Genomic DNA, 19,917 nt, shown 5'->3' with positions numbered 1-19,917 from the left:
AGCCAATTAAGAAAGATTTAATTTTTATCGAGTTTGTTATGAATATGTTCAAAAAAAATGGCCCTTGTGGAAGTTGGCCCTCCCCTTTCACAACGGAAACTGTTGCAGGAAAGAACGTTATTTTTTCCGAATTACAAATAGATGAGGAAAACATATATTGGCTTGAAAGACGTCCACAGGAACAAAACAGAACCGTTCTTGTCCAATGGAATGAAAACAAGGGTATAAAGGATATAACCACACCATCATTTTCTGTTGGAAATAAGGTACATGAATATGGTGGAGGATCCTATAGCGTTCATAAAAACAGTATTGTTTTTAGCGATCTTTATACAGGTGGGATTTGGACTGTTTCACAAGATCGGCAGGCTACTTGTCTGTATCAGGACAAAGCCTTGCGTTTTGCCAGCTTTAACTTGATTGATAAACATGTTTTCTGTGTTTGTGAAGATCATTCAACAAATAATGTTAAAAACAGTCTTGTTCTATTTTCATTGGATAATCCAAATATAATGATAACACTGGATGAAAAGGCTGATTTTTATAGCACACCAACATTATCAAAGGATCAAGCGAAGCTCGCTTGGATTGAATGGTATCATCCTTTCATGCCATGGGAATCAACGTATTTATGCTGTGCCGATTTTGATATTAAGGATAAAGCGATTAAAAATAAAAGGATCTTGGCTGGTAATAAACAAATTGAATCTCTGATTGAACCAGGCTGGACAGAAAATAATCAGCTCTATGTTTGCAGTGACCGTGAAAATTGGTGGAATCTTTACCATGTAAACTTGCACAATGACGAAGCTGATAACTTAAGAGCCATTACCCAGATGAATGCCGAAATTGGTAAACCACATTGGATTTTTGGCCAAAAAAACTGGTATCCGGTTTCAAATAATAATTTTGTTGTCCAGGCTATTCATCAGGGATTTCCTGAAACATTTGTCATAAGTCATAATAAAATCAAAAAAATCTCCCTAGATCAACCTGAATATTGTCCTGTTCCCATAAAAAATAATGAATTTGCCTGGATAAACTGCTCAACTTCCCGACCAACGGAAATCATTTACCAGGATAATCATCACAATAGACAGGTTATTCAAATATCAAGTCTAGTTCATATACACAAGGAAGACATTTCCATTGGACATACTATATGTTTCCCAACACAGGACCATCAATATGCTTATGGTTTTTTCTATCCACCAACCAATCGGTATTTTCAACCAAATAAAAATGAATTACCTCCCTTGATGGTCATTGCTCATGGTGGACCAACAGGTCAAACTGTTAACAGTTACAATCCAAAGATACAATTCTGGACCAGTCGAGGTTTCGCGGTTGTTGATGTTAATTATCGAGGATCTACGGGTTTTGGAAAAACCTACCGGAATGCATTACAAAAAAAATGGGGAATCCTGGATGTCCAGGATTGTATTGATGCCTGTAACTATCTGATCAAGCAACAAAAGGTTGACCCAAAAAAAATCGTCATAAAAGGCAGTAGCGCAGGAGGCTTTACCGTATTATCAGCCCTAGTCAAATCCAAGATTTTTGCTGCAGGATCATGTTTATATGGTGTGGGGGATTTAACAGCCCTGGCTGAGGAAACACATAAATTTGAATCGAACTATTTAAATGGTCTTATCGGATCTTATCCAGAAGAAAAAGAGCTTTATCATGAACGCTCCCCTTTGACCCATATTCATCAAATTGCATGTCCCCTTATTCTTTTTCAAGGCCTTAAAGATATGGTGGTCCCTCCATCACAGGCAGAAAATATTATTAAAGTTTTAAAAAACAACCATATTCCCCATGCATATTATACATTTAAAGAAGAAGGGCATGGATTTAAACAAGAGGCAACCGTAAAAAAAGTTCTTGAGCTGGAGCTGGCTTTTTTTGGTAAAATTCTTGGGTTTAAACCGGATAGTATTTCTGAAAAGGTAACATTACACACTTAGATAAAAAAGCAAATCCTTTTTTGGATTTGTTTTAATGGGTTACAAACATTTACAATAATTCAAAAAGCAATATTTCAGCAGCTTTAACTGTTGTGATCTGAATATTTTCTTCATCAAAAACAGCAACGCCATCACTTGTTTGAATCAATTGTCCATTTATTCTCAATTCACCAGTAACAACTTGAATCCATACATTTCCGAATCTTTTTAAAATTGTATATTCATGATCTTCTTGTGCCTTAAATCGCCAACGCCAAAGATTCATGTCTTGGTAAATCTTTAGGGAATTTTCACGTGCGTCTGATGATAAAATGAGTTGTCTACCCTCAACCTCAGGAAAATATCTTGTTTCATACCGTGGCTTAATATTTATTTCATTTGGTTTAATCCATATCTGATAAAAATGTAACGTTTCCTGATCAGAGGGATTATATTCTGAATGACGAATTCCGGTACCGGCACTCATGATCTGAAACTCGCCGGCTTTTACCCGTTCCCTAAAACCCATACTATCTTGATGTTCAATGGTTCCTTCCAATACATAGGAAAGAATTTCCATATTCTTGTGTGGATGCTGACCAAATCCTTTACCCACCTGTACCCGATCTTCATTAATTACCCTTAAATCTGAAAACCCCATAAAATCCGGATCATAGTAATTTGCAAACGAAAAACTGTGATAGGTTTCAAGCCAGCCATGGTTGGCATGCCCTCTTGCATTTGCCTTACGTACATAAATCATTCTATAGACTTTCAAATATTCAAGATAATGGAATCGATATTAATCAAGAATGTTTCATAAATACCATTGGTTTCCTAATTCTTAACGGAATGGTCTCTGCGAAATAATGTCCATTCCTCAATAACCTGTCCACCAGGTAAAAAACAATCATTATATTCTCCAAGATCATTTTGTCTTTTGATCAGCTTTCCCTTCAACTTTAGACAATAAACAGAGGCAGGATTGGGCATCCCTATTTTTTGGGCGGGAAATGAGGTTTTATGATTACTTTTATTGGCCGTCTGGCAATTGGACAGGGTAAAAACCGATAATAATATTCCAATATTAACAAAATATTTATTCAAGTTTTACCCCTTTTGAATGTATTTACTGTTTTATAATACTATGTTTCAGATAATTTCAGAACAAATTATTTACCTCCATTCTCTCACCAAATATCAAATAAAAAAACCTAACCTCAAACAAGGTTAGGCTCCATATCAGAATTTAAACCCAATTTGTAGCTAGACTCTTCTTTTGCCTGCAATCCAAACCTGTTCAACCTGCATATTGGCATTCATCACAACAAAATCTGCCCTTTTTCCAAATGCGATCTCACCACGATCAGTCAATCCCTGATATTGGGCTGCATTTGTACTTACCAAACGTGTCGCTTCCGGTAGTGTTGCCCCATGAACCAAAGCGTTACGAAAGGCTTGATCAAGCGTTAGGACACTTCCCGCAAGATGTCCATTCATTCCCATTACACAACCATTTTTAATGATCACTTTCTGTCCACCCAATTCACTTTCACCCTCAGGCATTCCAGCTCCACGCATCGCATCTGTCACAAACAGCAAATGATCGGGTTTTTGACGATGTGCCAATCGAAAATTGACAGGATGAACATGATGGGTATCAAAAATCATCTCAGCGTATGCCTTATCATCATCTAATATGGCCCCGGCAAGACCTGGAGCGCGTCCTTCAATCCCACCCATTGCATTAAATAAATGGGTTCCCCCCACAACACCATGATGTGTATGAGTTATTTGCAAAGCATGTTGGGCTTGGCTATAGCTGCATGCCGTATGTCCCAAACTGACACGAATTCCAGCCTTGGTTAATAAAGGAACAGCCTGTTCAATATATTCAACTTCAGGGGCAATGGTAATGACTCTGACAATATCCAAGTCTATCATTTCCTGAAGCACTTCTGCCTTTGGCATGATATTAAATGGAGGCTGGGCACCCAGTTTTTTGCTACTGATAAAAGGACCTTCCAAATGGGCACCTCGAATATCGGGAAGATCCGCCAATCCCTTCTGTCGCACCTCTTTAACTGCCCGAAGTGAATCAAGAATTTCTTTCCATGGCCGTGTTATGGTTGTTGGTAGAATGGTTGTCGTGCCATGATGCATATGAAATCTTGAAAGCTTTTCAATTGCCTCCGCACCATCCATTGTATCCGCGCCATCTCCACCATGAACATGACCATCAATAAAACCCGGCAGAATATAATATTGTGGATCTTTATTGGATAAATTTCCAGCCTCTATATCAGAAATTATCTCACCAAAAGATATATTACCTGTAACAACCCGATCACGTAATACAATACGTCCTTGTAAATTGGTCATCCCTATGCACCCTCATTAATAATGACAGGTCGAGATGCTTTGCCTCTTTTCAGGTCAAAATAACCATAAATGCCATATAAACCCATAATCGTGTAACAAATAATGGCTATACTTGCAAAAACCGTTTGGAAATCAATAAATTTCGTATAATAACTGTAAATTTGCGGAATAACAGCACCTCCACAAATTCCCATTACCATTAAAGCTGCACCACTAGCTGTTCGTTCACCCAAACCACGTATGGCAATTGGAAAAATAGCGGGCCACATCATTGAATTGGCAAATCCCAATAGAGCGATAAAAGTAATTGAAATATATCCGGTGGTCAACCATGCACCAATAGCAAAAATAATGCCTAAAACATTGGATACAACCAGATAACTTTCTTGAGAAAGAATTTTAGGGGTAATAATAATACCTGCAAAATAACCGGCCAACATTGCAGAAAGGGTAAAAGAAGAAAAGAACTTGGTAATATCGAGAGAAATATGAAAATCTGATCCATAAGTACCGATGGCACTTCCAGCCAAAACTTCCATACCTACATAGGTAAAGATACACAAAACACCAAACCATAAACGAGGAGAGGTAGGAATTCCTCCACTATTTCCTTTTTGCTGGCCATCATCTTCATTGTTGATTTCTGGTAAAGTCGAACGATAAATTCCAAAAGCAACCAAAAGCAAAATCAATGCCATTCCCATATATGGATAATAAACTTTATCAGCAAAAACAGATACAATTTGCGTTTTCTCACTAATGGATCTGGCGGCATCAATACGTTCCTGGATGCCACTGATATTTGTAACAAACATTCCAAAGATTACAGGGGCAAGAATACCAGCACCCTTATTGCAAATACCCATTATTGCCTGTCTTTGGGCACCTTTTTCAATAGGCCCCAAAATACTAACATAAGGATTTACAGCGGTTTGTAGACACGACAATCCAACCCCAATAATAAATAAACCTATTAAAACCCCAATATACCAATGAGATTTTATAAACTGGCCAAAAATTAATGCACCTATTGCCATGACAATTAATGCAATACACAAGCCATTTTTCATGCCTGTCTTTTTTAACACCCATGAGGCGGGAAGTGAAAAAACAAAAAAGGATATGTAAAAAGCAGATAAAACAAAAAAAGCATTGAAATCATCAAGCGAAAAAGCAACTTTTACAAAAGGGATTAGAGGGCTATTAATCCAAGTAAAAAATCCAATAACAAAAAAAAGAACACCTACAATAATAAGAGGTTTTGTCGTATTCTGAGGAGCATTAGGCGATATCTGATTAGACATATATTTTCCTTTTATCCACGCCTTGAATTGTTATTTTTAACGATATTGGGCATATTCAGGTTCGTTTTGGAAAACCCAATCATAATATTGGCGACCTGACAATTGAGAGGCTGCCGCTTCATCAACCAGAATCCTACATGCAGAATGAAGCTGTAGTGCAGACGCACTAATCATCGAAGTGATAGGTCCCTCAACTGCCTTTGCCAGAATTGATGCTTTGCTTTCTCCTAAGGCAACCAATAGGATTGACCGCGCTTCCAAAATCGTGCCAACACCCATGGTCATTGCACGGCTGGGAACCTTTTCCGGATCTCCTCCAAACATTTCTGCATTTTGTCGACGTGTATGAGGGGTTAAGCTTTTATCCCTGGTTCGTGACATTAACGCGGACAAGGGTTCATTAAAACCAATATGACCGGTTTCACCAATACCTAATAATTGAAGATCTATTCCGCCCACTTTACGAATTTCTTCTTCATAGCGTTTACCTTCAGAATGCACATCCTGTGCCATACCGTTTGGAATATGTGTATTTTTCAAATCAATATTTACATGCCTGAATAAATGATAATCCATATAGCTACGATAAGAATTGGGGTCTTCTGCGGACAATCCAATATATTCATCTAGATTGAAAGAATGACATCCGGAAAAGTCCAGCCCTTCATTTTTATGCATCTGGACCAAAATTGCATAAATCCGTTCCATGGTTCGACCCGTTGCCAGTCCTAAAACAATCTTTTGTTTTTCTTTGATTTTCTGGGCAATAAAAGTTGCCGCCAACTGTGCTGTTTTCTCTGCATCTGGGCGAATAATGACTTCCATTAATGTACTTCCTTATTTTTATATGCTTGAAGCGCCAGATAATAGGCACCATCTAAAGATTGACCTTGAGCAGGAATAATATGTTCACGCACATTTGGAGATAATCGAGATAAGAAAATATTTGCCAGTCCCCCTAATAAACACAAAGGAAGATCCGCATATTCGTCTTTTAGTAATGCCAAAGCCAAATCAGATATAATTTCCGCTGCTTTATCCAAGAATAAACTTGCGTCAGAACATCCAGTTTCCGCTTGCTCAATCAGCCATGGAACCAAAGAACCAAATTTTTGTGGTTGCGCTCTTACTGCCCACAACATTGGATCCTCTCCCTGCCGCTTTAAATGGTTATATAATTTTCTGCTTAAATCGGTTTCCGGCTTACGTCCCTCTATACGTTGCAACATGTCAGATATCAATTGCAATCCCAGCCAGGCTCCACCTCCCTGATCATCCTGCGGAAAACCCCAGCCGCTTAATTTTTTATGTTTCTCATTGAAAATGGCATAGGCCACTGTCCCTGTTCCAATGGCAATAACCGCGCCATTTTTACCTTTATGTGCACCTAGACATGATGTATGAGCATCTGTTTCAAAAATAAATTTTTCAAAACCTGTGCATAATTTCCTAAAATTTTCACAGGCAACAGGAACCTCTGCACCGGCCAGACCAGCACCTCCATATAAATTAACATCCTCTGGTGTAATATCCAATTGTTTTAAACTGTTATCCAGAGTTTCTTTAATAGAAAACCAGCTTTCTTGCGTGTTACTCGCAATATTCGCTGGCCCCCCTTTATTTTCTAATAAAAATTTTCCATCAGCTGTAAAAATTTGTATGATGGATTTAGTGGCTCCACCATCAATACTGATTAATAAATCTTGTTTTTTTTTCATAGTCACCCAATCTAGATTATTCGTCGATTAAGCAAATAAAAAATTTAACAAATAAAAAAAATTTATTTACTTTATAAGCACCTCATTTATTAATTAATTATTAACTTTTAAAATTCCAATAGAAGATAATAAATACGTTTCATTATTCTGGTTTAATTTTCCGATTTTCTTTACATCCATAAAGAATATAATGCTGAACAGGGTTAATACCTGCCGCTTTTACATCAGGATAGGTTTCCAGATAAAAATCCTGATCAAATTCACGAATAATGTCCCATTCTTTTAAATGAACTATTTGACTTTTATCTTTAAAATCATTCAGGAATTCCTGTTTTTGATTTCGTGAAAACCAGGGATACCGGAAAAGCGGCTCCTCTTTTAGGTCATTTAGCGTTTTTTCATTATTTCTTGCTTCTTCTGGGGAACCTGTTGAGGGAATGGGCATCAATTTTAATCCACTATCCATAACCGCATAAACGATGGAATTATCTTCCCTGATAATTCCCCCAAATCCAGATTTAACATATCTTGTTGAATAATCCGTATGTTCATGTCCATAACGCCCAAAACGGTTATCCATATAACCAACCAGGGGAAAAGCCTCCCTGCTGACCGTGATACATGAACCCGCAATTAGTGGGGATATGCCCGGATTCTGCGCATTACAATCACCATAAAGCAATTTGTCCTTCCATTCTGGAACGACAAAGGTGACATGTCCATGAATTTGGGCTGCCTTTGCCCATTCCACATCCCATCCATACATCGTTGGGAAAATATCATCATCCAGTAAAATAAACATATCGGCTTGCGTATAGTTGGCCAAGTAGTAAATCCCCCTGTTTTTATTCCAGGCGATACCCTTGTTTTTTCCCGTGATGTAATTTATTTTCTCCCTGTTTAAAACATCAACCGTTTCATCTGTTGAACCATCGTCACATACAATCAGTTCATATTCATTCAAGGAAAACTTTTGGATCAGGCGTATTTGTTCAATTAAATATTCAATCCGGTTAAATGTAGTTATTGCAATACCAATTTTCATAAAATTATCAACTTCACAAAATTAAATTCATTAAAATAACCCTCAATTCTGGTGTAATTGACACTCAACAGGCTTTAATGCTGGTTAAGGGTTTCATAACTAATTATTAACTTTTTTCTGCCAACCTCTCAAATAATTAATTTTGTTGTGTAATAATTTTACAAATTCTGGTTTGCCTGCCAATTTCCCGAACAGCATTTTGTCTCCCGCATATTCCGCAACGGGGTCCCCTGCCTTGAACATTTCGTGAACAGCTTGCTGATCCATAATACCATCCTGATATTGATAGGGAATTAGATCCTTTACATAATTTTCCAGGAAAACAAAAAATAATGCCGGTAAAACGGCAGTTGCATCAGGTGTTTTACCCCGATCGTAACATTCGGTTAAGGTGGGCGTAATAAACCCCGGGATTTTGGAAAAACTGTCTGCAGCCACGCGTTGATTCGTATCTTTTATATACGGATTACTAAAACGATCCAATACAACATCCCTGTATCTGGCCAAATCAAGGGGACTTGGTGTCAGACAAGGGATAACGTCCTCTGTAACATAATTCCATGCCATTTTCCTGATCTCAGCATTGGCCACATCCTCATGAATAAAGGAGAGCCCTGCCAAGGTTCCCGCCCAAGCGACACAACTGTGACTTGAATTCAGGATACGAATTTTTGCCTCTTCCCATGGATCAACCGATTTTACCATTTCAACCCCGACTTTCTCAAGTTCGGGGCGACCATCGATAAAATGATCCTCGATAACCCATTGAATGAATGATTCCGCCATAACGGGGGCGGCATCCCTGAAATGCGTGGCCCCATATACCCGTTCCGGTAAATCGGCTGAGGGACGGGGGGTGATACGATCCACCATAGTATTTGGAGAGGAAGTGTTTTTCCTTACCCATTCCAGCAACTGGTCTTCCCGAGACAGTTTCAGGAATTCGATAAACCCGTTTCTGAAACGTTCCCCATTGTGACGTAAATTATCACAACTTAACAGGGTGACAGGTTGGCCACCCTTTCTAATTCTTTCCTTTAGAATTGCCTTTAAGGCACCATAAATCGTGCAGATTTCACCCTTGAGTTCAGACTGGATATCCCTGCTGCTCTTATCAAGCTGATGATTGGTATCCAGGTAATATCCACCTTCTGTAACGGTAAAAGCGATAATTTTTGTTTCAGGCCTGATCCCCTGTTCAACAAGGCCTTGCATTTTATCATCATAGGGCAGAATTTTTTGAATAGATGTGATTTTTTCATAATCCCGTTCACCTTTTGGGGTGACGGTTTCCAATATATACTGACCATCCTGTTTTGACAGGGCGTCCAACAACGGAGCCGTATCCTTGCGTATCCCCCCAGCCGCCACAATCCATTTTTCCCTGGTGTTTTCCTGTAACAAACGATGAAGATACCATGCCTGATGGGCACGCTGAAAAGAACCAATACCAATATGCATCCATATATTTGTCATGACTGAACCCCTTGAGATGATTGTACCTAAATATTGCAGGATCATTGTGAATGAGATTATGTTCTGTATTAAAACATATTATATAACCAATTGAAATAATTAATAAATATTTTAAACAATGCGAATCATAATCAATTGACCGATTATTAATAAATTAATGATTTATCAAAATAATTTGATGTAATGGAACGATATTTAGCAACAATGTTATTTCAAAAAGGTAAGCATATTTAATAATTTGAATTATTTGTTAATTTCTTTTTAGTATTCATCATTTAAAATGACCTCGGCATTACAGAGTTTACTGGAACAATTCCGTCATGCAACGCAAACGGAACGGGATAAGGGAACCAGTTTTGAAAACCTGATGATCAGGTATTTCAAAACTGAACCGGCTTATAAAAATAAATACAAGGATATTTTACCCTATTCTGACTGGGTGTCCTGTTATGGAAAGCTCCTGAACATCACGGATAAAAAGGACACGGGTATTGATTTGGTCGGGGTCACTTTGAATAATGAACTTCATGCCTTTCAATGCAAAAACTATGATCCGGACAGGACAATCAGCAAAAATGACATAGACAGCTTCTTTACCGCTTCGGGCAAGAAATATTTTACCTATCGCTATATCATATCCACGACTGACAAATGGACAGAAAATGCTGAAAATGCCCTGGAAAACCAGAATCCCCCGGTCAGCAAGATCGATCTGCATCACTTGGAACAGAGTGTTATTGACTGGTCAAAATACTTGCATGAAGAAAAACCGGTTTTAAAACCCAAGAAAAAGCTGCTTGATCATCAGGCGTCCGCCCTGGAAGCCGTGCAACACGGCCTGAAAACCGCGGATCGCGGCAAACTGATCATGGCATGTGGTACAGGAAAAACATTTACCTCGCTAAAAATTGCCGAGACCATGGCGGGTAAGGGGAAAACCGTATTATTTCTGGTTCCAAGCCTTTCCCTGCTCAGTCAGAGCCTTACAGAATGGACGCAAGAGAGTGCCATTGAAATAAACAGTTTCGCGGTCTGTTCAGACAGTGATGTAGGCAAGAAACATGCCAGGGAGGATGATCGTGTCATTGCGGGAATCAGTGATTTGCAATATCCGGCAACAACCCATGCCGAAAGTTTGAAAAAAGCGTTTCACGTGGCCCTTGATAATAATCCCGAAGCCATGACGGTCATTTTTTCAACCTATCATTCCATCGAGGTTCTTAACCAGGCGCAACAGGGTGAAAACGCCATTCCGGCATTCGATCTGGTCATCTGTGATGAAGCGCACCGTACGACGGGTGCAACCTATGAGGGGGATGATGAATCCGCATTTGTCAGAATTCATGACAATGAATATATTCATGGAAAAAAACGTTTATACATGACCGCAACCCCCCGGATTTATGCCGAAGCCAGCAAGAAAAAGGCCAGGGATGAATCTATTGTCGTCTATTCAATGGATGATCCGGCTATCTATGGTGAGGATTTATATGTCATCACATTTTCCCAGGCCGTATCACGGAACTTGCTGGTTGATTACAAAGTCATCGTTCTGGCCGTGGAGGAAAGCCACATCAACAGACGCCTGCAAGAATTGCTGAAGGATCAGGATAATGCATTGAAGGTTGATGATGCGGCAAAAATCGTTGGTTGCTGGAAAGCCCTGTCTAAACAGGGTCTGTATGAAAATCCCGATAATTCGGCAGATCCCATGCAACGCGCCGTTGCCTTTTGCCAGGTCATTGAGGCAACCTATAAAGGCAGGACACACAAAGTCAGTTCCAAACTAATCGCCGAGATGTTTGGCAAGGTTGTTGAACAATATCAACATCACGAAACCGAAGAACGTTCAAAAGAAAATCCTGACGCACTTCCGGACAGGGCCTTGAGCATGACTTGCGAGGCAGAACATATTGATGGGGGAATGAACGCGGGGGAAAAGGAAACGAAACTGGAATGGCTGAAATCCGAAATACCAGAAAATACCTGTCGCATACTGTCAAATGTCCGGTGCCTGTCCGAAGGGGTAGATGTTCCGGCACTGGATGCCGTTCTTTTCCTGACAGCCCGTTCATCCCAGGTGGACGTGGTTCAATCCGTTGGCCGGGTTATGCGCAAGGCACCCGGGAAAAAATTGGGATATGTCATACTGCCCATTGTCATACCGGCAGGCATTGAGCCTGAAAAGGCACTGGATGACAATCAGACCTATCGTGTTGTATGGCAGGTTCTAAATGCCCTCCGTTCCCATGATGACCGTTTTGACGCAACCATCAACAAGCTGGAATTCAATGGAAAGGCCCCCTCAAGAATAGAGGTGATCGCTGTTGCCGACAAGATTGGCCCCAAAAGACAAAAGCAAACCAGATCTCAGGAAATAGCGGCAAGGGCGAGGAAAAGCCATATTATTGGCCAGGCTTCCCCACCCTCATCGAACCGGCAGGGAGACCTGGTCTTCGAGGTTGGGGAAATTGAACGGGCTCTCTATGCCAAAATCGTTAAAAAATGTGGAAACCGGCATCACTGGGAGGACTGGGCAAATGATGTCGCCAAAATTGCCCAAACCCATATCGATCGCATCCAGCACATTCTGGACAACCCGAAAAATCATCAGGCCATTCATCTTTTCAACGAATTTGCCAAAGAGTTGCGGAATGATATCAACCAAAATCTCGATGATCATGAAATCATCGAAATGCTGGCCCAGCATATGGTCACAAAACCTGTCTTTGACGCCCTGTTCGGACATTACCGGTTTACCGAGCACAATCCCATCTCAAAGGGAATGCAGAAAATCCTGGAACAGCTGGACAGGGAGAAACTGGACAAGGAGCGTGCAACCCTGCAGGCCTTTTACGAATCCGTAAAAATGCGTGCCACGGGCATTGACAGCGTACAGGGCAGACAGCGCGTCATCATCGAGCTATATGACAAATTCTTTCGCAATGCCTTTCCACGCATGACCGAAAGGCTGGGAATTGTCTACACACCGGTTGAGGTGGTGGATTTCATCATCCACAGCATCGAGCATGTCCTGAAAGCCGAATTTGGCAGCAGTCTCGCCGAACCCAATGTCCATATTCTTGACCCATTCACAGGTACCGGAACCTTCATCACAAGAATGCTGCAAAGCGGCATTATCACAAAGGACAAACTACCCCACAAATATAAACGTGAAATCCATGCCAATGAGATTGTCCTGCTGGCCTATTATATCGCCACGATCAATATTGAATCAACCTATCACAGTATAATGACGCAACAAAACGATGCTGGCAAAACAGAAAAGAAAGAAGGGGAATATACATCCTTTGCCGGAATCTGTCTGACCGACACGTTCGAAATGGCGAAAGGCAGGCAAAAGGATATCGGAAAGGATATCCTGCTAAGGGAAAACAATGAACGGGTTTCCCGCCAGCAGGCGCTTGATATTCGGGTCATCATGAGCAATCCGCCCTATTCCGCGGGGCAGGAATCCGCCAATGACAATAATGCCAATCTTTCCTATCCAGACCTGGATGAAAGAATTCGTGAAACCTATGCCAAATATTCAACGGCAACCAATAAAAACACGTTATATGACAGTTACATAAGGGCCATCCGCTGGGCATCGGATCGAATCAGGGAATGTGGTATTCTCGGTTTTGTCAGCAATGCCAGCTTTATCGACAGCAACACTTGTGATGGTTTGAGAAAATGTCTGGCTGAAGAATTCACCAGCCTTTATATTTTTCATTTACGCGGTAATGCAAGAACTTCCGGAGAGCAAAGACGTAAAGAAAAAGATAATATATTTAATATAGGAAGTCGTGCCCCCATTGCCATTTCAATTCTGGTCAAAAACCCCAATAAAAACCAGAGGGGACAAATATATTTCCATGATATTGGCGATTACCTCACCCGTCAGCAAAAACTGGAAACAATACGGAAATTCGGCAATATCGATGGAATCACCCGACACAATGGCTGGATCAATATTGTTCCTGACCGGTTCAATGACTGGATCAATCAGCGTGATCCAGATTTCAATGCCTATATTCCCATGGGTGATAAAAAAAATAGGCAGACAATAAGTATTTTTGAAAATTATTCTAACGGTATCAAAACAAATAGAGATGCCTGGGTTTATAATGCCTCATCCAAAAAATTGATTGCCAATATCCAAAAATCCATTCAATTCTACAATGACGAGGTTGATCGCTATCTTGCCCAACCCCAATCCACCAAAATTATAAAGGCTGAAGATTTCGTCATTTTTGATTCAACCAGGTTTTCATGGGATCGTCAAAATAAAAAAGATTTAGAAAAAGGAAAAAAATATCAGTTTGATGCTTCCTCCCTATATAAATCTTTATATCGTCCTTTCACCAAATCTTACTTGTATTTTAACAAATATTTAAATAACATGACTTATCAAATGCCGCGAATTTTTCCAACTGCACAGACTGATAATAAAGTTATCAGTATTACAGGTCGCGGATCAACCAAAGAATTTTCTTGTATTATTACCAATAAGATCCCTGATCTTGAAATGATTTCTAAAGGTCAGTGTTTTCCCCTATATCTCTATGACATTTCCCCCCGTGAAAATGATTTGTTGGAAAAGGAAACACCCAAAAGACGGGACGCCATCACCAATGATGCCCTAAAACATTTTCAGGCCGCCTATCCCGATCAGGCCATCACCAGGGAGGATATTTTCTATTACATTTACGGCCTGCTTCACAGTGAAGATTACCGCAGCCGTTATGAGGACAATCTGACCAAGGATCTTCCCCGTATTCCCCGTGTCAAGTCGTTTGATGATTTTACCGCCTTCACACAGGCGGGACGCATGCTTGCCGACCTGCACCTGAATTATGAAACTGTTGACTGTTACACCGGGGTTGAAATTGATGGGTTAACCCTTACCCCATCAGGAATTGTCGGGGGGAAAGACCATGAATTTCACGTTACCAAAATGAGATTTCCCCAAAGGAACCAGAAAACGGAAGTCATTTACAATGACTGTTTCACCATCAGAAACATACCTGAGGAGGCCTATGACTATATCGTAAATGGAAAATCGGCCCTGGAATGGGTTATGGAACGCCAATCCGTTACAACAGACAAAAAAACAGGCATTACCAATGATGCCAATGACTGGGCCATTGAAACCATGCATAATCCAAAATATCCGCTTGAACTCTTTCTTCGTGTCATCACTGTCAGTCTGGCAACAAGTAAAATTGTCAATGCCTTGCCTAAACTGAAACTGTAACAGTCAACAGAAATGATATTCAAGGAACTATCCTCATATATCATTCCGAAACCAATTGTAATGCGGATAGAATGTTATCGTTGAAACTTGTCTATTAAGAATAGCGAAATTCAAAGTTTAAAATATTGTACCCACTTTTGTACCCATTTTTTATCGCATAGTCTGTCATGAACTGGCAAGAATATGATAGGTAAATATGTATTTTTTCAGGAAAAACAAGGTATCTGTCAGGAATTGGCAATATCCAACCCGTTTAAATGGTGGAGCCAAGGGGAATCGAACCCCTGACCTTCTGAATGCCATTCAGACGCTCTCCCAACTGAGCTATGGCCCCTTTTGAAAAAAATATATAACGGTTAAACCTGTAGATGGCAAGTTAAAAATGGTAACTTTTAATTTTTATCAAATGATGGAAAATTCAGACAATATTCCGGCTTTCTTTGAATAATCCCCACTTCAGGAAAGATATTCAAAACAAAATCCGAAAATATCTATCATCCGAACAGCAATTATTGATTGAACCAACAACAAACATCCCGGATTTCATCAATTATTCAGGTTTGGTCGCAAAAGCGATCGCGAAACGGTTCCAGGCATTGATAACATTAATGGTAACCGTCAACTCGACAATTTCCTGATCATCAAAATGTTTTCTGACCTGACTGTAAATTTCATCAGGGGCATGTTTTTCCGATACAAGCGTCAGTGTTTCCGTCCATAATAAGGCTGCCTGTTCCCGTTCATTGAAATAGGATGTCTCCCGCCAGGCACTGAGGGTCAAGATCCGTTTCAAATCCTCGCCTGCAGCCAGGGCATCCTTGGTATGCATATCAATGCAGAAAGCGCAGCCATTAATCTGGGAAGCCCTTATTTTTACCAATTCCCTCAATGAAACGGGAAGGATTGACTTTTTTGAAGCCTCTTCCAAATTCCACATGGCCTTCATCATTTCAGGAGCGGCCTTAAAATAATTCAGTCGTTTTTCTACCATCTCAAATTCTCTTTCTAAAATAAATTTTGGTTTCCCATAATAAAGAATACCTATTATAAGATGTATTTACAATGAATTTTATTTTCGGTTTTTCCAAATCGATTCCGACAATTTTTCATCTGATTTTATGATTGGGGTACAATGAGGTACATGGGGATTAAATTTCAAGAAAAACAGTCAGGTACTGAGTACCGGGGATTGTACCCTTTTTTTATTTTTCAGTGAGTTGTACACAGGTTTGGTTTAACAATATCTGGATAACCTAAATTTATCGAATGAATTCAACCTATTAAAATCTGTACACTCTGTTGGAAAAATGGGGTACATTTTTTAAATAACGGGTACCACAGTACTAACAGGATTTATAAACAAACATCAAAAAATTTAAATTTTCTTTTTATTTTAAAGAACATGAAAAAGAAAAAAAAATTTGATACTGTTTTATCAAGACGAAAAAGAAAGAATATGAATGTTAAAATCTGAAAAAAAATTGATGAAAGTTCTGAAAGGGGAAAAAATATGGCCACCCCCTTTATGGATGATGCGACAGGCAGGAAGATTTTTACCTGAATTTCGAAAATTAAGGGAACAGGCAGATTTTCTTACACGTTGTCTGACACCTGATCTTGCCGTTGAAATAACATTGCAACCCATAAGACGTTTTGCTTTTGACACCGCCATTCTTTTTTCAGATATTTTAATCCTGCCATGGGCGATGGGACAAAAATTGCAGTTTGTTGAAGGAAAAGGCCCCATTTTACACCCTATTCATTCGGAGGAGGATCTGAAAAAACTCCATCCGGAACAGATTGATGAAAAAATTGAACCGGTCCTGATCACCCTGCAAAATCTTAATAAATTGCTTAATAATGGTGAATCGATTGGAAAAGCTTCACCTGGATCGGTAACCCTGATGGGATTTACAGGATCGCCTTTTACAGTTGCCTGTTACATGGTTGAAGGTAAATCCTCGAAAGATTTTTCAACTGTGTTTAAAATGATTTATCAAAATCCTGACTTGTTTGATAAGATCATTGATCTTCTTGCAGAAACAACAGCAACCTATCTTTGTCATCAAGTAAGGGCCGGTGCCGAAGCCATTATGCTTTTTGACAGTTGGGCGGGTCTGCTCCCTTCAACCCTGTTTCAGCGTTATGTCATTGATCCCACCCGACAAATCATTGACAGAATCAGACAGGTCTATCCTCTGGTCCCGATTATCGGTTTCCCGAGGTTGGCCGGGACACAACTGCTAACCTATATTGAACGGACAGGTTTAAATATGGTTGGAGTGGATCAATATAACGATATATCCTTCTTAAACCGTCAGGTATCCCCCACAGTTGGATTTCAGGGTAATCTTGATCCCTTGTGTCTGTTATATGGCGGGAACATGCTTCAGAAGGAAATTCATCGCTTATGTCATGAATTGAAAAACAGGCCGCATATTTTTAATCTAGGTCATGGAATATTACCTGCAACCCCTATTGAACATGTCGAAGAATTGGTTAACACTGTACATAATTTGAAATAATTGGGAGATTGGGAATGGACGATAGAATAAAACAGGTCATTCAACAGGCACCGCAGGCTGTTCATACTAATGGATCTTTAAAACTGGTTATTTTTGATTGCGATGGTGTTCTGGTTGAAAGTGAGCATATTGTGGCAGAAATTATGGGAAAAGAAGCTCGTCAATATGGATGGAACATAACCGATAAACAGGCCCGTGAAGAATTTACCGGAGTGCAAATGGTGGATATCGGAAAAAAGATAGCCAAGCATGCAAAAAGGAATTTACCGGATAACTGGGCTGAGGAAGCACATAAAAAGGTTGTCGAGGGCATGTTCGGCAATGTGGAAAAAATTCCTGGCGTTGAATCAATTCTGCAAACCCTACATGATTTGAAAATACCTTATCGTGTCGGTTCGAATTCCTCACAGGAGGAAATGAAAACAAAATTTGAGAAAACCGGATTGATGAAGTGGTTTCCCAAGGATCGTATTCATTCTGCTTATGAGGTTAGAAATTCAAAGCCTTTTCCTGACCTTTATTTGTATGCTGCTGAAGAAGAGGGGGTTAACCCTGATGAATGTCTGGTTATCGAGGATTCTGATACAGGTTTAAAAGCTGCCTATGATGCGGGGATGGCCTGTATGTTATTGAGGGATTTAAATAAAGCAGCACCAAATTATAAAGGGGTCATCCGTGTTGATTCTCTTCAGAAAGCTATCGATATCATAAAGGAAATTGTTCAATCTCAGCATAACAGGGAACATTAGTAATGATGTCCTCTCTATTGCCTTATGTCCTGTGGATAAAAGCTTTGCATGTCATTTCAGTTATTGCCTGGATGGCAGGTCAGTTTTACTTGCCCCGGTTATTTGTCTATCATTGTCAGGTAAACAAAGAAACAGATGAAAATGAAAGATTTAAAATAATGGAGTATAAATTGCTTCGTTATATTATTAATCCTGCAATGATGGCGGCTTTTTTATTTGGAATTTTATTGGCCTTGACTCCTGGGATCATTGATTGGCATGCAAAATGGTGGGTGGTTAAGCTGGTGGCTTTATTGATCTTAACAGGATATCACGGGTTTTGTTCACGTTGGCGTCGGCAATTTGCTGCAAATAACAATCATCATTCTGAAAAATTTTATCGCTGGATGAATGAGATTCCCACAATATTAATGATTATTATTGTTATCATGGTTATTGTGCAGCCTTTTTAATATTTTAAAAACATTTTTAATTACAGCAATTGTTACAAATATAAATTGTAACAATTGCTGTTCATAAAGGATCAGTCCTTAATCATTATCTTTCTGGGAAGCGTTACAACTGACCCATTGATAGGATTTTGGAGAGGATTTGTTATAGGATAACATGAACTGATTTTTTTCTTTTTGACAGATATTGTTTTGTTTTAGCAAACCAAGAACAGTTGAATATTCTTTCTCGCAGGTTTCCCTATCATTTTTTTCCTCTTTGCATTTTCTAGCCAGTGCAGCCTGTTGTCTGAATAAGGGATATAGATCTGGAGGAACGATATTGGGTATATCCATTGTCGTGAATTCGTCAATTTTTGAGGAAAATGGAGGGGGAAGAATAATGTAATGATCTTTGGCGAAATTCTCCATTTCATTTATTGCCTTATTGATTCCCTTCAGGGGAATAGTGTAATTTTTTTGTTCATCAACAATTAATGTGAATATTTTTTGTTGTTTCAGATTATTGATAAATTGAACGGTACTAATAGGTTCCAGAACAGTTTTGTAAGTGCCTGTTTCCTCTTTCTTTAGTTCACAGGTAAAATCACCAACATCTAGTTCAATAACGGGTTGATTGCTCCGTAATTTGTTAAGGGTAATGGAAATTCTTAATGAATAGCTGTAAGGATGCAATTTTATTGCAAGATCATTATTCTGTCCGGTATAAGTTAACCAGGTTCGAGTATAATTTTTGGTTAGCGACCAGTTTTCATAATGATCTTCTTGAATAAAAAAAGGATCCTTTGCATTGGTTTTTGCAATGAAGCTATTGCAAATAATCATAAGAAATATAAAAATGTATAAAAATTTTTTTAACATAGAATTTCCTTTAAAAAATAACAAAAAGAATAAAATATATCAGGATTTTAATGATATTATAAAAAATATAGAGTAATTAATCTTTATATTTTAAAAAATATTTGTTAATTAAAGTTATTATTGTAATATAAATTAATGTTATTAATTGTTTTTTCTTTCCTTCGTAAATATATAAAGGTGAATACTACGATACAATTCT

At 39.1% G+C, this 19,917-nt stretch carries 15 protein-coding genes and 1 tRNA gene; 5 read left to right on the top strand and 11 right to left on the bottom strand.

The window, feature by feature from the left end; all coding sequences use genetic code 11:
- Window positions 1–38: 38 nt before the first annotated feature.
- Complete coding sequence (locus H3T44_RS06505) at window positions 39–1,970, top strand: S9 family peptidase (RefSeq protein WP_198196647.1); 1,932 nt, start codon at window positions 39–41, stop codon at window positions 1,968–1,970.
- A gap of 49 nt (window positions 1,971–2,019) precedes the next feature.
- Here H3T44_RS06505 and H3T44_RS06500 read toward each other — a convergent pair whose 3' ends face one another.
- The 8 genes from H3T44_RS06500 to dalD all read right to left on the bottom strand — a co-directional run bounded on the left by H3T44_RS06500 (window position 2,020) and on the right by dalD (window position 9,874).
- The gene (locus H3T44_RS06500) at window positions 2,020–2,712 is read right to left on the bottom strand and encodes a pirin family protein (protein ID WP_198196645.1); all 693 of its coding nucleotides are present in this window, start codon (window positions 2,710–2,712) and stop codon (window positions 2,020–2,022) included.
- 74 nt (window positions 2,713–2,786) lie between these two features.
- Entirely contained in the window at window positions 2,787–3,056 is a 270-nt protein-coding gene (locus H3T44_RS06495; RefSeq protein WP_198196643.1) for a DUF333 domain-containing protein, read from the bottom strand.
- A gap of 159 nt (window positions 3,057–3,215) precedes the next feature.
- A complete protein-coding gene (nagA, locus tag H3T44_RS06490; RefSeq protein ID WP_198196641.1) occupies window positions 3,216–4,331 on the bottom strand; it encodes an N-acetylglucosamine-6-phosphate deacetylase in 1,116 nt (371 codons plus the stop codon).
- Between the two features lie 2 nt (window positions 4,332–4,333).
- Window positions 4,334–5,635 (bottom strand): sugar MFS transporter, encoded by a 1,302-nt coding sequence (locus H3T44_RS06485; protein WP_198196639.1) that lies wholly within the window; start codon window positions 5,633–5,635, stop codon window positions 4,334–4,336.
- Between the two features lie 36 nt (window positions 5,636–5,671).
- Window positions 5,672–6,460 carry a glucosamine-6-phosphate deaminase gene (gene nagB, locus H3T44_RS06480; protein WP_198196638.1) on the bottom strand — a complete coding sequence of 263 codons (789 nt, stop codon included), beginning with the start codon at window positions 6,458–6,460 and terminating at the stop codon, window positions 5,672–5,674.
- Window positions 6,460–7,353, bottom strand: a complete 894-nt coding sequence (locus tag H3T44_RS06475; RefSeq protein ID WP_198196637.1) for a BadF/BadG/BcrA/BcrD ATPase family protein — start codon at window positions 7,351–7,353, stop codon at window positions 6,460–6,462. The genes nagB and H3T44_RS06475 overlap by 1 nt, the downstream gene beginning before the upstream one ends.
- Before the next feature lie 142 nt (window positions 7,354–7,495).
- Window positions 7,496–8,398, bottom strand: a complete 903-nt coding sequence (locus tag H3T44_RS06470) for a glycosyltransferase family 2 protein (RefSeq protein ID WP_198196636.1) — start codon at window positions 8,396–8,398, stop codon at window positions 7,496–7,498.
- A gap of 99 nt (window positions 8,399–8,497) precedes the next feature.
- Window positions 8,498–9,874, bottom strand: a complete 1,377-nt coding sequence (gene dalD, locus H3T44_RS06465) for a D-arabinitol 4-dehydrogenase (RefSeq protein ID WP_230882710.1) — start codon at window positions 9,872–9,874, stop codon at window positions 8,498–8,500.
- A gap of 280 nt (window positions 9,875–10,154) precedes the next feature.
- Here dalD and H3T44_RS06460 point away from each other — a divergent pair, with 280 nt between their 5' ends.
- Window positions 10,155–15,134: a type ISP restriction/modification enzyme gene (locus H3T44_RS06460; RefSeq protein WP_198196635.1), complete on the top strand. Its 4,980-nt coding sequence runs from the start codon at window positions 10,155–10,157 to the stop codon at window positions 15,132–15,134.
- 258 nt (window positions 15,135–15,392) lie between these two features.
- On the opposite strand, the gene H3T44_RS06455 is transcribed toward H3T44_RS06460, so the two are convergent.
- Window positions 15,393–15,468 (bottom strand) — tRNA-Ala (locus tag H3T44_RS06455).
- 216 nt (window positions 15,469–15,684) lie between these two features.
- Window positions 15,685–16,125 (bottom strand): carboxymuconolactone decarboxylase family protein, encoded by a 441-nt coding sequence (locus tag H3T44_RS06450; protein ID WP_155579855.1) that lies wholly within the window; start codon window positions 16,123–16,125, stop codon window positions 15,685–15,687.
- Between the two features lie 469 nt (window positions 16,126–16,594).
- Here H3T44_RS06450 and hemE point away from each other — a divergent pair, with 469 nt between their 5' ends.
- Genes hemE through hemJ form a run of 3 tightly spaced genes read left to right on the top strand, consistent with a single transcriptional unit; the run spans window position 16,595 to window position 18,860 of the window.
- A complete protein-coding gene (hemE, locus tag H3T44_RS06445; protein ID WP_198196634.1) occupies window positions 16,595–17,659 on the top strand; it encodes a uroporphyrinogen decarboxylase in 1,065 nt (354 codons plus the stop codon).
- Between the two features lie 14 nt (window positions 17,660–17,673).
- The gene (locus H3T44_RS06440; RefSeq protein ID WP_110439217.1) at window positions 17,674–18,408 is read left to right on the top strand and encodes an HAD family phosphatase; all 735 of its coding nucleotides are present in this window, start codon (window positions 17,674–17,676) and stop codon (window positions 18,406–18,408) included.
- A gap of 2 nt (window positions 18,409–18,410) precedes the next feature.
- The gene (gene hemJ / locus H3T44_RS06435) at window positions 18,411–18,860 is read left to right on the top strand and encodes a protoporphyrinogen oxidase HemJ (RefSeq protein WP_110439218.1); all 450 of its coding nucleotides are present in this window, start codon (window positions 18,411–18,413) and stop codon (window positions 18,858–18,860) included.
- Window positions 18,861–18,938: 78 nt separating this feature from the next.
- On the opposite strand, the gene H3T44_RS06430 is transcribed toward hemJ, so the two are convergent.
- Complete coding sequence (locus H3T44_RS06430; RefSeq protein ID WP_198196633.1) at window positions 18,939–19,718, bottom strand: hypothetical protein; 780 nt, start codon at window positions 19,716–19,718, stop codon at window positions 18,939–18,941.
- Window positions 19,719–19,917 lie beyond the last annotated feature (199 nt).

Origin of the sequence: Commensalibacter sp. M0355 (genome assembly GCF_016101365.1) — a bacterium.
In the GTDB taxonomy this organism is placed as follows: Bacteria; Pseudomonadota; Alphaproteobacteria; order Acetobacterales; family Acetobacteraceae; genus Commensalibacter; species Commensalibacter melissae.
The sequence above is the reverse complement of the archived record's forward strand: the minus strand, read 5'-3'. Positions and strand labels throughout refer to the sequence as shown.